This window comes from Saccharomonospora xinjiangensis XJ-54, from assembly GCF_000258175.1.
Taxonomy (GTDB): Bacteria; Actinomycetota; Actinomycetes; order Mycobacteriales; family Pseudonocardiaceae; genus Saccharomonospora; species Saccharomonospora xinjiangensis.
In genome coordinates this window covers 3239955-3255568 of record NZ_JH636049.1, presented here as the reverse complement: position 1 = coordinate 3255568, position 15614 = coordinate 3239955, and the positions used below count along the sequence as shown (strand labels likewise).

Here is a 15614-nt window from a genome sequence, read left to right as displayed (position 1 = left end):
TCATCGCCGGGTGGCCACGAACACGAACTCCCTGCCGGGCCGGTCCGGCGCGTCACGCACGTCATGGACATCGAACCCGGCAGCGCGCAACGACCGGTCCACCTTCTCGCGGTCGCGGAACCGCAGGGTGGAGTCGGAGGTGAGCACGGTGCCGTCGGCGTCGAACGCGTAGGTCCAGCGGAACGACACGAGCGGCTCGGCCACCTCGATCACCTCGCACCACGCCCGAACCACGCCGACACCGGGCACGTCGGCCTCGGTGAGTGTGTTCTCCCGCGTCCACCGCTCCCAGGCCCTCACGGCCGGGCGCCTTGTCTCGAAAACGAACCTCCCCCCACGGCGGAGCGCACCGTGCACACACCGCAAGGCGTTCCCCCAGTCCTCGTCGGAGAGGAACACCTGTGCGACGTTGGCTGTCATCACGGCGAGATCGGCCGAGATCGCCGGAACCGCAGTGGCGTCACCATGCACCCACCGAACCCGCTCGGCGAACGGCTTGGACTTCGCGACGTCCAGCGACGCCGCCGCCGGTTCCACCCCGACCACGTCGAAACCGCGTTCGGCGAGCAGACAGGCGAATGTCCCGGTGCCACACCCGACGTCCAGCACCCGCCGCGCCCCGAACTCCTCGGCCATCGCCAGATACGGGTCGAGATCACTGCGGTCCGGATCCAGTGAATCGTAGAGCGGCGCGAGCCGAGGATCGGCGTACAAGGCGTCGGGCATCGCGTCACGCTAGCGCGCCGACCCTGAGCCGGAAACGGTTTTTTCAGCGGCTCTGAGCGGCGTGCCCGGTTCTACCGAGCGAGCGAACGGGCATGCCGCGCGTACGCCCGTTGCCCCGTTCACTCGTGATGGTCGGCAGGTCCCCCCGCCGGAGCACGGTCCAAAAACGCTGTGACCGACGTGATCCGGCCGCCGGCGTTGAATGCGAGGATGTCCGTGCCCTCCGCGAAGGATGTCCCCTCGGCGAGCACGAGTTCCCAGTGGAGGCGAGCGCGATCGTGATGGTGGTCCGGCTCGGTGCGGGCCCGGTAGGTCACCGCACCGACGTGGTCCACGAACGGTCCCGGAAACTGATCATCGAGTTGACTCCGTGCCACACCCCCGGCACCGCGCGGTACTCGATCTCGTCGATGAACACGTCGTCGGCGATCCGCCGCTGCTCCTCGCTCGTCCCGGCGTTCCAGAACGCCTCGTACTGCGTGATGATCCGTGCCGGGTCAACACTGGTCGTGGTCATGATGCTCCTCCTGACTGGCGCGTGGCGGCCATGAGGCCGTGGCCTCCAGCCTTACGTCGCCATGCCGAGGAGTCCATGACGTTCGAGGTCATCGACGACCGGGCCCCAGGGGGTGCAGCGTTCAGGCACCCAGCGCCGACACGTCGCCACCGGCGTTGTGGATCATGCGCTGAAGAACCTTCAGTGTGGTCAGGTATTCCTCGTCCGAAATGCCCGCGTGAACGACGCCGCGGTTGCGGCGCTGAGTTTCGGCCGCGCGCTGATGCAGCGCCCTGCCCTCGGCGGTGATCCGAAGGCGATCGTCCTCGCCCCGAGTGAGCATGCCTCGCTCCACCAGCAGGTCGATGTCAGGAGCCAACCCTGCGCCCACGTCGAGGTTCATCTGGTTGGCGCTGATCGCCTCTTCCCGCGTGATGCCGTCCGGGCTGTGCACCGCCTGGTTCAGCACCCACCATTGCGGCTGGGTGACACCGATCGCCGCGAGCCTGCCCCGCACGTACGCCATCAACGTCTTGTTCGCGGCCCATGCCCAGTAGACGATCGGCTGCCGGACCAGCTCGTCGTCGGCGTGTGAGTACTCCACCATGTCACCCTCTTCGCGTCGGTAACTCCCAGAACCGAGCGTAGAATCTCCACCAAGCTGGAGCTCCATGGTGATCATGATCACCGGACACCGCAGTGCACCGTACCGCCGAAATGCTGCGGGAAAGGGCCGAGCATCTCGCCGATGGAATGGCTACGCGTTGTGGCGGAATTCGACCGGCTCCCGTGGCCCCGCGAGAGGCCGTGTCCGAACCGCGAGACGCGAAGCCGCGTAGGGACAGCTGCGTCCCGGCGTCGGCTGGTGGGCCGCCGAACCGAGCAAGCCGACGTCCCCAACCTCCCGTACCCCCAGGTCGGCCCGCCCGACGATCGAACATCGCAGACGCGATGGCGTCCGAGACTTCGGTGTAAGCGTTAGCTTCCGCAGCACGGCAACTACACGTTGAACCGGAATTCGACCACGTCGCCGTCGGCCATGACGTAGTCCTTGCCCTCCATACGGACCTTCCCCGCCGATCGCGCCGCCGCCATCGACCCGGCCTCGACGAGGTCGTCGAACGAGACCACCTCGGCCTTGATGAAGCCACGCTCGAAGTCCGTGTGGATCACGCCTGCGGCCTGCGGGGCCGTCGCACCCTGCGGGATCGTCCAGGCACGCGCTTCCTTCGGCCCCGCCGTCAGGTACGTCTGCAAACCGAGAGTGTGGAACCCGGCTCGCGCGAGCGCATGCAACCCCGGCTCCTCCTGCCCGACCGATTCCAGGAGTTCCCGCACAGCTTCCTCGTCGTCCAGTTCGAGGAGTTCTGACTCGACCTTCGCGTCGAGGAACACGGCGTCCGCAGGCTCCACGAGCTTCGCGAGCTCGGCGCGCCGCTGCTCGCCGGTCAGCACAGCCTCGTCGGCGTTGAACACATACAGGAACGGTTTCGCGGTGAGCAGGCTCAGCTCCCGCAGGCCGTCGAGGTCCACCTCGCTCTGCGCGGAGAAGAGGGTCCTGCCCGAATTGAGGATCTCCTTCGCCAGCTGGGCGTTGTCGAACTCGGGCCGCTTCTCCTTCTTGGTGCGCGCTTCCTTCTCCATGCGCGGCAGCGCCTTCTCCAGCGTCTGGAGGTCGGCGAGGATCAACTCGGTGTTGATCGTCTCGATGTCCGAGAGCGGATCGACCCTGCCCTCGACATGGACCACGTCCGGGTCGTCGAAAACCCGGATGACCTGGCAGATGGCGTTCGCCTCACGAATGTTCGCCAGGAACTTGTTGCCGAGCCCCGCACCTTCGGACGCACCCTTGACGATCCCCGCGATGTCAACGAACGACACGGTGGCAGGCACCGTTCGCTCCGACCCGAAGATCTCGGCGAGCTTGTCGAGCCGAGGGTCCGGCAACGGCACCACCCCGACGTTGGGCTCGATCGTCGCGAACGGGTAGTTCGCCGAGAGCACGTCGTTACGGGTCAGTGCGTTGAACAGGGTGGACTTGCCGACGTTGGGCAGACCGACGATGCCGAGGGTGAGACTCACGGCTGGCCAGTGTACGGGGCCGACGCGCAGCCCGGCTCAGCCGTCGCCCTCCCGGCCGTAACCGCCGTCGTCACGCTCACCTCCGCCGTCATCGTCCCCGTCTTCGCCATCTCCCCCTTGCCCGTCTCCGTCGTTCCCATCGCCCCCGTTGTCCCTGCCGTCCCCGTTGTCGTTGTCCTGCTGCTCTTGCTCGTAACCGCCGCCGTCCCGCGTGTCGTCACAGGCCGTGGTGGCGAAACCGGATGCCGTCACGACCGCAGCGGCCGCCACACCGGCCAATACCCTGAACACCGGACGTCGCCGTTCGCGTTCTGTCATGCACCGACCGTAGGCACGCGATCCCACACTCGCACCTCGGCGAGTGCGCACGGTGGTCGTGTCCGATTTCCGCCAGTCCCCCTGTCGGATCGGTGGCACGATCGCAGCATGACTCAGGTGTTGGAAGCGCCGCCCACCTGCGCAGGGCTCTGGCGCGACGCGGAACGCTGCTACCGGGCCGTCAGCTCGCGCGACGCGCGGTTCGACGGCCAGTTCGTGGTTGCCGTCCGCACCACCCGGATCTACTGCAGGCCTTCGTGCCCCGCCATGACACCGAAGCCACAGAACGTCGAGTTCTACCCCACCTCCGCCGCGGCACAGTCACGCGGTTACCGTGCGTGCAGGCGCTGCCTGCCTGACGCTGTCCCCGGTTCTCCCGAATGGGATGTGCGAGCCGACCTGGCCGCACGCGCCATGCGCCTCATCGCCGAGGGGACGGTGGAGCGGGAAGGGGTGCCGGGACTGTCGCGCAGGCTCGGCTACTCGGAACGGCAACTGGGCCGCGTGCTCAGCGCCGAATTGGGCGCCGGACCGCTCGCGCTCGCCCGCGCTCACCGCGCCCACTCCGCCAGGGTGCTGATCGAGATGTCGGACCTTCCGATCACCGACATCGCGTTCGCGGCAGGCTTCGCGAGTGTGCGGCAGTTCAACGACACCATCCGAGAGGTGTTCGCCAGAACCCCGTCCGAACTGCGCACCGCCGCGGCCCGGCGTGGGCACCGCAAGCACCCTGCGACCAACACGGCTCCGTCCACCGGGGTCCGGCTGTGCCTGCGGCTGCCTTTCCGGCAACCGTTCGACGCCGAGGGCATTCTCGGCTTCCTCGCGGCGCGCGCGATCCCCGGTGTGGAAGTCGTGGACGGGGACTACCGCCGGACACTGCGCCTGCCACACGGTCCCGGTGTCGTCAGGGTGACCACCCGCACGACACACGTCGAATGCCTCGTGCGGCTCACCGACGTGCGCGACCTTTCCAGCGCGGTGGCTCGCGTGCGCAGGCTGTGGGACCTCAATGCCGACCCGCAGGCCGTACTCGACTGCCTCTCAGCCGACCCGATGCTGGCTCCCATGGTCGGTGCCGCACCAGGTATTCGTGTGCCGGGAGCAGTGGACGGGGCGGAACTCGTGTTGCGAGCGATGCTCGGGCAGCAGGTGTCGGTGGCAGCAGCGCGCACGGCAGCCGCTCGCCTCACAGCAGAACTCGGTGAACCGGTGACGATCGCCTCGGGCGGCGACCCCACACAACTGTTCCCAGCCCCGGACGTCGTGGCCGAACACGCAGGAGAGATCCTCAACGGCCCGCAACGGCGCATCGCGGCAATCCGGGAGGTCGCCGCCGCGCTGGCTTCCGGAGAGCTCGACGTCCACGTCGGTCGCGACGCCGACGAACTGCGGCACGACCTGCTCGCTATGCCGGGCATCGGCCCCTGGACGGCCGACTACGTGCTCATGCGGCTACTCGGCCGCACAGACCTTCTACTCGACACCGACCGCGCGCTGCTGCGCGGTGCCGAGGCTATCGGTATCAGCCCCCGCAGGCTGGCCGACCACGCCCGCCGCTGGAGGCCCTGGCGATCGTACGCGGGCATGTACCTCTGGCGCGCGAGCACAACCCCACCCCGAGCACGGACGCGAAAGGACACACCGTGATCGCCTACTGGTCCACACAGGACACACCCATCGGTGCCTTCACTTCGGTGATCGACACTGACGACGCCGTTCTGGCGTCCGGCTGGACCGATGATGTCACCCAACTGACCAGTGTCGTGGCCCCCGCTCTTCGTCCGAGCGCGCTGCGGCATCGCGCGGATCTGGGAGCCGTCACGAAGGCCGTGCACCGCTACCACGACGGCGAACTCCACGCCGTGGACGAGATAGCGGTTCGCCAGCAATCGGGCCCCTTCCTTAGCCACGCGTGGGACGTACTGCGGACCGTGCCCGCAGGAAAGCCTGTGACGTACTCCGAGTTCGCGGCCCTGTCCGGGCGCCCTGCCGCCATTCGCGCCGCTGCTGCGGCGTGTGCGCGAAACGCCGCAGCACTGTTCGTGCCGTGCCACCGGGTGCTGCGCATCGGCGGCGCGCTCGGAGGCTTCCGCTGGGGCCTCGATGTGAAACGCTGGCTGCTCGACCACGAATCACCCACCTACCACGAGAACTGATCCCGTGCGGGATTTGCGGACCCTGAGCCTGGTGGGGATGCGCTGCCTGAGCTCCTCCACATGCGAGACCAATCCCACGACACGGCCGCCGGCGCGCAACTCGTCAAGTACGCCCATCACCACGTCGAGCGTTTCGCCATCCAGCGTCCCGAATCCCTCGTCAACGAACAGGGTGTCGAGCAGCGCACCACCGGTTTCGGCAGCGACCACGTCGGCGAGGCCGAGGGCGAGGGCGAGTGAAGCGATGAACGATTCACCACCGGACAGAGTCTTGGACGATCGGATCACGCCGGAGTAGTCGTCGAGCACGTCAAGACCGAGACCGTGTCCGCCCTTGACCCGGAGTTTGCTCTCCTGATCGGAGTGCACGAACGAGTAGCGTCCCTGGCTCATCGACCGCAAGCGAGATGTGGCTGCCACGGCGACCTCCTCCAGCCGCGCCGCGAGGACGTACGAACGCAACGACATGCGGCGCGCGTTTTGTCCCTGCCCACCCAGGACATTGGTGAGTGCGTCGAGCTCGGCGAACTCCTCCTCAGCCGGAGCGAGATCGTCGAGCGCCGTTTCGAACTCACTCACCAGTGCGGCGACGTCAGCGGCGGTACGCTCGCAGGAACGCACCGCCGCCACCGCTGTCTCAGCACGTGCCCGCGCCTCTCGTTCGGCCTCCTCCGCCGACGTGAGGTCAACCTCGTCATCAGGTGACACGCCCGCGAGCTCAGGTTCGGCGAGTACACCGGCCGCTGCTGCCTCCGCGTCCGCCGCCTCCCTGATCAAGGCGTCCAGTTCGGCAATACGTTCGGGCGGCCGCACCGCGGCCAAGGCGTCGTCCACCGTGGCGAATCCGGCTCGAATCGCAGCCTCGGATACCGAACGGCGCCGTTCATCGCGTTGCCGCCGGGCTACGACGACCGCCATACGGGCATCGGCGAGTCGCTCCAGAGCAGCCCCCAGCGCCAACAGGTGATCTTTTCTGGCCGGAACGTCGGGGAACTCGCCGCGTGCGTCGTCGAGCGCCCGTGCACGCTCCTCAACAGCCTCGATCAAAACAGCGCGCTCCGCACGGCTCTCGCTCAGCGATCGCTCGTGGGCGGCCCGCTCTGAATGCAGACGCTGTTCTTCCTCCTTCGCGGCTCGAACGGCGGCCGCCAACGCCTCCGACCGCGCAGCACGGTCAGCCAGCTTCACCCGCTCGGCCCGCACGTCGGCCAACTCGGCAGTCAGTTCGGCAGAACTGCGTCCTGCCACTCGCTGGGCCGTCGCGTCCCTACGGTGTTCCGCCTCGAACCTGGCGACTCGCGCCTTCTCTCGCCGGCGGTTCGCTGTCACCTCGTGCTCGGCAGCAGAGCGCTCGGCTTCCTCGCTCACCGCGTCGGCCGTGGGAATCGCCGGCGCGGGATGGCTCTCCGAACCACACACCGGGCAGGCCGCCCCGTCGGCCAGTTCGCCCGCCAATTCGGCCGCCATGCCTGCCAGGCGGCGTTCGCGGATGTCGAGCAGAGCGCTCCGGGCCTCGTTGTGAGCTGCCACCGCAGCGATCTCGGCTTCACGAGCGGCGGCCACGGCACCGTCGAGTTCCGGAAGCGACTCGACATCGTCGAGAAGCGCCGTGAGTTCGTCCTCCCTCGCTCTGATTCCTCCAAGTCGTGCCACGGCATCCACCGCCAGTTCGCGCTGCCGGGTCAGTTCGCTCACCTGCTCGGGCAAACCGTCCAGTTTGGACTGGACGACGGCGATGCGTTCCTCGTCGTAGGCCACAGCCTCGTCCAGAATCTCGATGCGACGCCGGTCCGCCTGCTGCCGTTGCGCCAGTTCGACAAGGCTTGTGAGCCCACCTGCTTCTTCCCGGAGCTCGCCCGCACGCTCCCGTAGCTCCTCGACATCCAGACCGACATCGGCGAAGCCCAGCTCGCGACACATCGCTGCCGCCACCGACTCCTGACCGACCACCTGATCGTGGTGAGCTTCCCCCGAGCTCACCTCGGTAGCTCGTTCGGCCACCGTGGCCGCTCGCCGCGCCGCCTCAGCCTCGGAGACCCACCCGGAGCGTTCCGGTGCGGTGCACTTCAATTCGCCAAGCCGCTCGTGGGCCGCCCTGACACGGCGGATGCGCTCGGCTGACGTCCTGTGGCCGTGGAGCCGCTCTCGGGCCTCCTCCCAAGCGGCACGAGCGGCAATCTCCTCCGCCCTTGCCGTCTTGACCTCGGCACGAGCCCGAGCGGACAATCCGGCCGCCCAGGCTCGATCGGCCTGCTCCGGCACCTCGGCACCCGCAGCCTGCGCCAACCGTGCCACCCATTCACGCACGCGCGCACGCCGCCGGTCCAGCTCTGCGTGGCGCTTCCTCCGGCTCTCCCTGAACCAGTCTTCGACAGCGGCGAATCGCTCTGTCCCGAAGAGCCGTTCCAGCAGCTCGGCCCGCTCCTTGGTGTCGGAACGAAGGAACTTCGCGAAGTCACCTTGCGGCAACAGAACAACCTGGAAGAACTGCTGGGCGTTCATACCGAGCAGTCGCTCCACCACCCTCGCGACCTCGTCGCTACGCGTGACCGCTTCGGTCCTACCGCCGTCTGGCGGAGGGGTGAGCCAGGTCAACGAGGCCTTCGCCGGTTGCCTGGTGTACCCGGAGCCGCGACGTTTGGGCCGCTCGTATTCAGGGCTTCGGGCGACCCGCAATCGGTGTCCCTGCACTGTCAGATCGAGAACCACCTCGGTAGGCAGGTCGGCCTCGGCGAGATCGCACCGGAGCCGCTTCGCGTCTGCCCGTGCTCCGGGAACCGTGCCGAACAGCGCGAACGCCACCGCGTCGAGCAAGGTGGTCTTCCCCGCGCCCGTGTCGCCGTGCAGTAGGAACAGCCCGTCGGCGCCGAGGGCATCGAAGTCAACCGTCTGCCGCGTGGCGTACGGCCCGAAAGCGCACACCTCCAAGCGATGCAACCTCATCGGACGGCCTCCCCGAGACCTGCATTCGCCCTTCCCGCCGACTCCAGAGCCGCCACCAGCAACCGTCGCTCGCGCTCTCCGGGGCCGGCCCCTCTACAGTCGGCGAGGAAGTTCTCCGCAATCTCGAGATCCGTCCGCCCCTTGACCGCTTCGGAGTAGCGCAACTCTCCGCCTGCTCCTCCCTCCGGTTCCCAGTCGAGGTGCACCGCGTGGGGAAATCGGGCGCGCAACCGTCGCATGCCGTCCACGGGGCGCACCGGATCGGTGAGTGTGGCCGAGAGATAACACTCACGCAGGTCATCGTGCGCTGGGTCCTCCAGCAGGTCGTCCAGCCGCCCCCGCACCGTGGCGAGCCGCCTCGGCACCGGCAACTCGACGCGATCGACCTCGGCGAGACCTTGTTCGTCGAGGTCCACGATCCACACCGACTTACGCGCCGCCTCGGAGAAGGAGTACGCGAGCGGGCTTCCTGAATAGCGCAGGTGGTCGGCCAGCCGTTGGGGACCGTGGAGATGACCGAGCGCGACGTAGTCGACGCCATCGAACACCGAACCGGGGACCTGCTCGACGCCCCCTACCGCGATGGTGCGTTCGGATTCACTACCGACGCCACCGGTGACGAAGGCGTGTGCCAAGACCACAGAACGGACTCCGGAGCCTCGCGTGGCCAGATCCGCCTTCACTCGCCGCATCGCCTCGGTGAGCACACCCGTGTGCCCTCGCGCCTCAGGTACCCCGAGCGCGATCCGTGCGGGATCCGGCTCCAGGTAAGGGATTCCGTACAGTGCCACGGGACCGTGTTCATCCTCGAGCAGGACGGGCCGATCGATGGAGTCGATGGTCGTACGGAGGTGCAGACCACCTGCCTCGGCAAAATCAGCGAAGGCACCCAGTCTCGCGGCCGAGTCGTGATTGCCCGGCGTGATCACCAGCTGGGCTCCCGCTTCACGGAGCCCACGCAGAGCAGCCGTCGCGACACGGACGGCCTCCGCCGAAGGCACGGCACGGTCGTAAACGTCGCCCGCCACGAGGACCACATCGACGGACAACCGTTCGACGACCTCGGCGAGGTGCCTCAACACGGTGTCCTGGTCGGCCAGCAGGTCGGCGCCGTGGAAGGTCCGGCCCACGTGCCAGTCGGAGGTATGGAGCAGTCGCACGCCGACAAGCTAAGCGTCTCGGGCGACGTTTGTCCGCACCACCCCCCGGCACTTCACTCGAACGTGTGTTCGAATGGCGCGAGCGCTGATTCCCCGGGAACTTTCCGCCATGATGAGTGAACGACACGACGGCATGGATGCCCGGTCCGGCGGTTCCGCGAAGTCACGCGATGCCGGCCGCCGCCACGTCAAATGGGGGAAGGACGGACAACACGGTGGGCTCGACGATTCTGACCACTGCCGCCATCGTGGTCGCGCTACTGCTGGCAGCAGCGGTGGCCATGCTCTGGCGCCTGTACCAGGACGGCATGCACAGAGCCGACAGAGCCGCGCGCCAGGTCGAAACCGAACGCGCCAAAGTGGATGCGCAGCAAGCCGCACTCCGCCGATACGAGGTCGCCTTCGCGTCCATCAGCGGACGTGGTGAACTCGGAGAGCAGGTACTGATCGAGACAGCGAGAGCACTCGGACTGCGGGAAGGGCTGCACTTCACGGTGCAGACCGACGTGGCAGGTGGCGGCGCCGCCAAACCCGATCTCCTGCTCACCGTCGGCGGCGGGCGGACGGTTCCCGTCGATGCCAAGGCCAGCCTCGCTTGCTGGGCCGAAGCAGTGGAGACCGACGATCCCGACGAGCGACTGGACGCGCTCCGCGTTCACGTGCGTAACCTGCGGTCCCGCGCGGCCGAGTTGGCGGGCAAGAACTATCAACGCTGGGCCGACGCCATCTACGGCACCGTGATGTTCGTGCCGTCCGACGCGGCCGTGGTAGCGGCGCTGGACACCGACCCGGAACTGTTCCGATGGCTGCTGGACCGCCGGGTCTTCCTCTGTGGACCGACGGGCTTCGCCGTTGTCGCCTCCGCAGCGCTGTTCGCGGCGACGGAGCGCACACTCGCCGACGACGTCGAAAAGGTCCGGGCGCAGGCGGAGGCTGCGCACAGGGCAGCAGGCAACGCGGTGGAGGCGCTGAACCTGTCGAGCACGCACCTGCAGCGTTTCCTGTCGGCACGCCGCCGTGAGGTGGAGGCACTCGACAGCTTCCGTGCACAGGTCGCGCCGCTCTCCGACGCGGCGGCAAGCCCGTCTCCTGTGCCGGAGGTCCGCCGAACCGACGAGCTGTCCGCGACATGAGCACCGGTGAACCGAGGCTATTGTTACCGACCATGGCGCTCGTGCCCCCCGTCACAGTCACTGCTCCGAGTGAGCGGGAGATTCGTCTCAGTTGCCCCAGGGCGTCACTCTTGACGGCGCTTCGCGCGTACCTCCTACCGGCGGGTCACCGGTTTTGCCGACGCAAGGGATACGGTGTTGCCTCGTGACCGCCATTCGTGACCGACGGAGTAACGCTAAAAGCGCCGACAAGGACGCGGCCGCGCTCCAGTGGGACGAACGCTCTGTGCTCAATTCCCGCCGGGGCATCCCCTGGTGGGGTGCCGCGTTGCTGGCGTTCGGGCTGGCGCTGATGGGCGCCTTTGTAGATCAGGTCGTCACGGACAGTCTGTCCGTGGTCTTCCACGTGTGTTACGCGCTTGGAGCCGTGGGGACTGTCCTCACGGTTCAGCGCAAGAGCCTTTTCGGTCCGATGGTGCAGCCACCGCTCACGATGGCGCTGGCCGTTCCACTCGTCGTGATCACCGCATCGGGTCTGCCTGAGGACAGCGACATGCTGGACAACGCATTGGCCATCGGTAAACCCCTCATCAACAGCTTCCCGATGATGGCAGGCACCACTGCGGCGACCGTGCTCGTGGGAGCACTGCGCATGGTGAAGCAGCGCGCCCCCGGACGCTCGACCGACGCAGGGAACGCCAAGCCCGCCAACACCGAGGCAGGCAGGTCTTCGTCCAGCGGCACCCGCCGCGAGAAGGACGCCAATGACACGGCGAAACCTGCGAGCGCCAAGCCGGGCAAGGACGAGACTCACAAAGCCGTACCCGGGCCTACCGCCGCGCCAAGCGATGAGGGGAGCGCGGAGGATGACAGGACACGCCCGGTCATGGACCCGGCACGGCCGGCCGCACGGGACGGAGCGCGACCTGGGCGCCGTGCGCCTGGAGCACCGAAACCGCAGGACAAGTCTGCGGCGCCGCCGCCCGAGCGGAGCGCCCGTCCAAGGGGTGGCCCTGCGGCACCACCGCCGCGACGGTCACGTCAGGACACCGGACAGCCACGCGCGCCGCGCGATGACGCCCCGCCACCGCGTCGGCGACCCGCACCTCCACCCGACCAACTCGACAAACGACGTGGGGAGGGACGTCCGCAGCCACCGGCGGGACGGGGCAGGCGGGTGCCGCCCTCGTCGAGAGGAGAGGAACCGCCGCGCAGCGAACAACCACCTCGCGGGCGGCAGTCCGGCGGCGGCCCGCGCCGAGACACACCTCGGTCCGAGCCGCCCGGGGGCCGACGCGGTGGTCGCCCACGTGGTGTCAACCCGCCGCCTCGACGGCCGTGGGAGGAGGACAGGCCCTGAGCTGTCCTGACTCGGACAGTCCTCCCCTCATGTCGCGGAGGGCTTGAGGCAGCTTTTCTACAGTCTCCCCATGACGGGGAGCACGCAGAACTGGTCAAACACGACTAGAGGGAACTGCCGCAACGGCGTTCGAACAATGGGCGGTGGACCACGTGCCGCCACCCTGGCGCGAAGGCGGCGGCCCGAGTCTCGCGATCGAGGATCGGCCGCGTACTAAGAACGTAGGTGGCCGACCCTCCACAGCGACGTACCGGCTGGTTGTCCGAAGCCGAGCAGATCACCGGGCTCCGAGGTCACCTGACCCCGCTGCGGGTCTTCTCGTCGCGCAACTCACGCGGCAACGCGAACGAGATCTTCTCATTCGCCGTGGTGACTTCCTGAACATCCGACCAGCCACGTTCGGCAAGGAAGTCCAGCAGCTCGAGAACGAGGACGTCGGGAACTGAGGCTCCGCTGGTGACACCGATCGTCTCGGCTCCTCGCAGCCACTCTTCGTCAACCTCACGCGCATAGTCGATCAGGTGAGCTTCTTTGGCTCCAGCCTGAAGCGCCACCTCGACGAGCCGCTTCGAGTTGGACGAGTTCCGTGAGCCCACCACGAGCACAAGATCGCACTCGGCTGCCATGGCCTTGACCGCGATCTGACGGTTGGACGTCGCATAACAGATGTCGTCGCTCGGCGGGTCTGCCAGCTCGGGGAAACGTTCCTTGAGCTGGTTGACGCGTTCCATGGTCTCGTCCACGCTCAGGGTCGTCTGCGACAGCCACACGACCTTCGATGGGTCGCGGACGGTGACCTTATCGACGTCCTCCGGGGTGTCCACAAGCTGGACGTGCTCGGGTGCCTCACCGGAGGTTCCCTCGACCTCCTCGTGGCCCTCGTGGCCGATGAGGAGGATGTCGTAGTCGTCGCGGGCGAAGCGATTGACCTCCTTGTGCACCTTCGTGACCAACGGGCACGTGGCGTCGATGGTGCGCAGGTTGCGCTCCTCGGCCTCGGCGTGCACTGCAGGGGACACACCGTGCGCCGAGAACACCACGAGCGCGCCCTCCGGCACCTCGGATGTCTCGTCAACGAAGATGACGCCGCGCTGCCGCAACGTGTCAACGACGTGCTTGTTGTGCACGATCTCCTTGCGGACGTAGACGGGAGGACCGTACTTCTCGAGGGCCTTCTCCACCGTGACGACCGCTCGGTCCACGCCGGCGCAGTAGCCGCGAGGCTTGGCCAGCAGGACACGCTTGCCGTTCGGGGCGGGGCTCGCTGCACTCATGAGCCCCAGGGTACGGGAGGCTCGCCGGCACCTGCTCACGACGATCTTCGTGGGATCGCCGACACGCATGGCCGGATCGGGTTGGGCACGGCGCGCCCGGTGCGGCAGGCTATGGGTATGAGACATGTCCCGTTCCCGCTCCGGGTAGCCGCCGGCCTGGCCGTGACCACGGCCGAGCGGGTGCGTGGCCTGCCGAGGCAACTCGTGGAACTGCCCGTCACCGTGGCCAGTCAAGCCCTCCAGGTATCCATGCGGGTGCAGCAGCACGTCACCGAACTCGCGATCAAGGGCGACGACGCGCTGTCGTCGCTGCGCCGCCCCGAGGAGACACCCGAATGGGCGACGTTCGACGAGGACGAGGTCGATGATCTCGGGCGCGAGAGCACAACGGCGGCGACGCAACCAGGCACCGCCGAGCCCGACCCGTGGGCTGAAGAGGAGCGTGCGCTCGCCTCCGATCACACCGAGGGCGAGTTCGACAGTCCCGTCGGCGCCGTCGCACCCGGAGGATTCGCGAACTACGACGACCTGACGTTGCCGCAGGTCCGGGCGCGGCTGCGCACGTTGTCGCTCCCGCAGTTGGAGGAGCTTCTCGCGTACGAACGCGAGCACGCGAACCGTCCCTCGTTCGTCGGGATGCTCACCCGTCGGATCGCCAACGTGCGGCAGGCCGAGGGTTCGGCGGACGGTGAGTAGCGGCGCCGAGCGAGCCCGCGGTCCAGAGCCTGCCACGGCGGAGAACCCGTGGCCGGTCCGCACGGTCGCCCGTAAGATCGCCGACTGGGTCCACAGGCTGGGCGCGGTGTGGGTGGAAGGCCAGGTCACGCAGATCTCCGCGCGGCCCGGCACCCAGACGTCGTTCCTGACGCTGCGCGATCCCGCCGCCGACGTCTCGATGACGGTGACGTGCCCGGCGAGGCTGTTGCGGGAGTGCGAGCCTCCGTTGCGCGACGGCGCGAGCGTGGTCGTGCACGCGAGGCCCACGTTCTTCCTCGGCAGGGGCACGCTGAGCCTGCGTGCCGACGAGATCCGGCCGGTCGGCATCGGTGAACTGCTCGCCCGCATCGAACGGCTTCGCAAACTGCTGGCCGCCGAGGGGTTGTTCGCGCGGGAGCGCAAGCGACCGTTGCCGTTCCTGCCGAGAGGGATCGGCCTCATCACGGGCCGGGCTTCGGCGGCCGAACACGACGTACTCGTGAACGCGCAGACCCGCTGGCCCGCCGCCAGGTTCCGCGTCCTCAACACCGCGGTCCAGGGCGCGCGAGCGGTTCCGCAGATCATGCGGGCGCTGTCGGAGCTCGACGCCGATCCGGACATCGACGTCATCGTGATCGCACGTGGCGGTGGCAGCGTCGAGGACCTGTTGCCCTTCTCCGACGAGACGTTGTGCCGCGCGGTGGCAGCCGCCGGGACACCGGTGGTGAGCGCGATCGGGCACGAACCGGACTCACCGCTGCTCGACCTCGTCGCCGATCGGCGGTGTTCGACTCCCACGGACGCGGGCAAGACCGTCGTCCCCGACGTGGCCGAGGAGACAGCGCGCGTCCACCAGCTCCGCGACCGCGCGCGGCGCGCTCTGCACGGGTGGGTGGACACGCAGTGCCGGCTTCTGGAACAGATTCGCAGCCGCCCCTCGCTCGCCGACCCGTTCGGTCCGGTCGAGCGTCGTGCCGCCGAGATCGAGACCCACACCGAACGCGGCAGGAGGGCCATCCTCACCGCTTTGACCCACGAGCAGTCCGCGCTGTCCTCGGCGAGGGCCCGGCTCGCGGCTCTCGGTCCCGCGGCCACGCTGCAACGCGGGTACGCGGTCGTGCAGTACCTCGACGCGAACGGGGAGTTGCGGGTGCTGCGGTCGATCTCCGAGGTGAGCGACGGCGCCGCACTGCGAGTGCGGGTCGCCGACGGCGCGATACGAGCGGTCGCGGACGGGTCAGGGTCGTGAACGGCGTTCCGGTCGCCACTCGGCGAGCACGGTAATGTG

General features: G+C 68.2%; 15 protein-coding genes. 6 read left to right on the top strand and 9 right to left on the bottom strand.

The genetic code is table 11. The annotated features are described in order from the left end of the window. From SACXIDRAFT_RS14745 to SACXIDRAFT_RS14720, 6 genes are all read right to left on the bottom strand, one after another. Window positions 1-726, bottom strand: coding sequence for a class I SAM-dependent methyltransferase (locus tag SACXIDRAFT_RS14745; RefSeq protein ID WP_006239373.1), 726 nt, complete (start codon window positions 724-726; stop codon window positions 1-3). Between the two features lie 119 nt (window positions 727-845). Beyond that, window positions 846-1061: a hypothetical protein gene (locus SACXIDRAFT_RS23335; RefSeq protein WP_198284321.1), complete on the bottom strand. Its 216-nt coding sequence runs from the start codon at window positions 1059-1061 to the stop codon at window positions 846-848. After that, window positions 1040-1243 (bottom strand): hypothetical protein, encoded by a 204-nt coding sequence (locus tag SACXIDRAFT_RS23330; RefSeq protein WP_040922196.1) that lies wholly within the window; start codon window positions 1241-1243, stop codon window positions 1040-1042. The genes SACXIDRAFT_RS23335 and SACXIDRAFT_RS23330 overlap by 22 nt, the downstream gene beginning before the upstream one ends. A gap of 121 nt (window positions 1244-1364) precedes the next feature. Continuing rightward, window positions 1365-1829 carry a MarR family winged helix-turn-helix transcriptional regulator gene (locus SACXIDRAFT_RS14730; RefSeq protein ID WP_006239371.1) on the bottom strand — a complete coding sequence of 155 codons (465 nt, stop codon included), beginning with the start codon at window positions 1827-1829 and terminating at the stop codon, window positions 1365-1367. Between the two features lie 392 nt (window positions 1830-2221). Further along, window positions 2222-3304 (bottom strand): redox-regulated ATPase YchF, encoded by a 1083-nt coding sequence (gene ychF, locus SACXIDRAFT_RS14725; protein ID WP_006239369.1) that lies wholly within the window; start codon window positions 3302-3304, stop codon window positions 2222-2224. Between the two features lie 36 nt (window positions 3305-3340). Continuing rightward, window positions 3341-3622: a hypothetical protein gene (locus SACXIDRAFT_RS14720; RefSeq protein WP_006239368.1), complete on the bottom strand. Its 282-nt coding sequence runs from the start codon at window positions 3620-3622 to the stop codon at window positions 3341-3343. Between the two features lie 108 nt (window positions 3623-3730). Here SACXIDRAFT_RS14720 and SACXIDRAFT_RS14715 point away from each other — a divergent pair, with 108 nt between their 5' ends. Beyond that, window positions 3731-5272 carry a DNA-3-methyladenine glycosylase 2 family protein gene (locus tag SACXIDRAFT_RS14715; protein ID WP_006239367.1) on the top strand — a complete coding sequence of 514 codons (1542 nt, stop codon included), beginning with the start codon at window positions 3731-3733 and terminating at the stop codon, window positions 5270-5272. After that, on the top strand, window positions 5269-5781 hold the full coding sequence (locus tag SACXIDRAFT_RS14710) for a methylated-DNA--[protein]-cysteine S-methyltransferase (RefSeq protein WP_006239366.1): 513 nt from the start codon (window positions 5269-5271) through the stop codon (window positions 5779-5781). The genes SACXIDRAFT_RS14715 and SACXIDRAFT_RS14710 overlap by 4 nt, the downstream gene beginning before the upstream one ends. Here SACXIDRAFT_RS14710 and SACXIDRAFT_RS14705 read toward each other — a convergent pair. Both SACXIDRAFT_RS14705 and SACXIDRAFT_RS14700 read right to left on the bottom strand, forming a co-directional pair. Further along, the gene (locus SACXIDRAFT_RS14705; RefSeq protein WP_006239365.1) at window positions 5758-8724 is read right to left on the bottom strand and encodes an AAA family ATPase; all 2967 of its coding nucleotides are present in this window, start codon (window positions 8722-8724) and stop codon (window positions 5758-5760) included. The genes SACXIDRAFT_RS14710 and SACXIDRAFT_RS14705 overlap by 24 nt on opposite strands. Beyond that, window positions 8721-9884: an exonuclease SbcCD subunit D gene (locus SACXIDRAFT_RS14700; protein WP_006239364.1), complete on the bottom strand. Its 1164-nt coding sequence runs from the start codon at window positions 9882-9884 to the stop codon at window positions 8721-8723. Before SACXIDRAFT_RS14700 ends, SACXIDRAFT_RS14705 begins: the two co-directional genes overlap by 4 nt. Before the next feature lie 215 nt (window positions 9885-10099). Between SACXIDRAFT_RS14700 and rmuC the strand changes: the two genes are divergently transcribed. Next, window positions 10100-11017, top strand: coding sequence for a DNA recombination protein RmuC (rmuC, locus tag SACXIDRAFT_RS14695; RefSeq protein WP_040922195.1), 918 nt, complete (start codon window positions 10100-10102; stop codon window positions 11015-11017). A gap of 331 nt (window positions 11018-11348) precedes the next feature. Beyond that, window positions 11349-12356 carry a DUF6542 domain-containing protein gene (locus SACXIDRAFT_RS23775; protein WP_332306779.1) on the top strand — a complete coding sequence of 336 codons (1008 nt, stop codon included), beginning with the start codon at window positions 11349-11351 and terminating at the stop codon, window positions 12354-12356. A 293-nt stretch (window positions 12357-12649) separates the two neighbouring features. Here the strand turns inward: SACXIDRAFT_RS23775 and SACXIDRAFT_RS14685 are convergent, their stop codons facing one another. Beyond that, window positions 12650-13630 carry a 4-hydroxy-3-methylbut-2-enyl diphosphate reductase gene (locus SACXIDRAFT_RS14685; RefSeq protein ID WP_040922680.1) on the bottom strand — a complete coding sequence of 327 codons (981 nt, stop codon included), beginning with the start codon at window positions 13628-13630 and terminating at the stop codon, window positions 12650-12652. Between the two features lie 117 nt (window positions 13631-13747). On the opposite strand from SACXIDRAFT_RS14685, the gene SACXIDRAFT_RS14680 reads away from it, so the two are divergent. Continuing rightward, on the top strand, window positions 13748-14326 hold the full coding sequence (locus tag SACXIDRAFT_RS14680; protein WP_006239360.1) for a lipid droplet-associated protein: 579 nt from the start codon (window positions 13748-13750) through the stop codon (window positions 14324-14326). Continuing rightward, window positions 14319-15575 carry an exodeoxyribonuclease VII large subunit gene (xseA, locus tag SACXIDRAFT_RS14675; protein WP_006239359.1) on the top strand — a complete coding sequence of 419 codons (1257 nt, stop codon included), beginning with the start codon at window positions 14319-14321 and terminating at the stop codon, window positions 15573-15575. Before SACXIDRAFT_RS14680 ends, xseA begins: the two co-directional genes overlap by 8 nt. Window positions 15576-15614 lie beyond the last annotated feature (39 nt).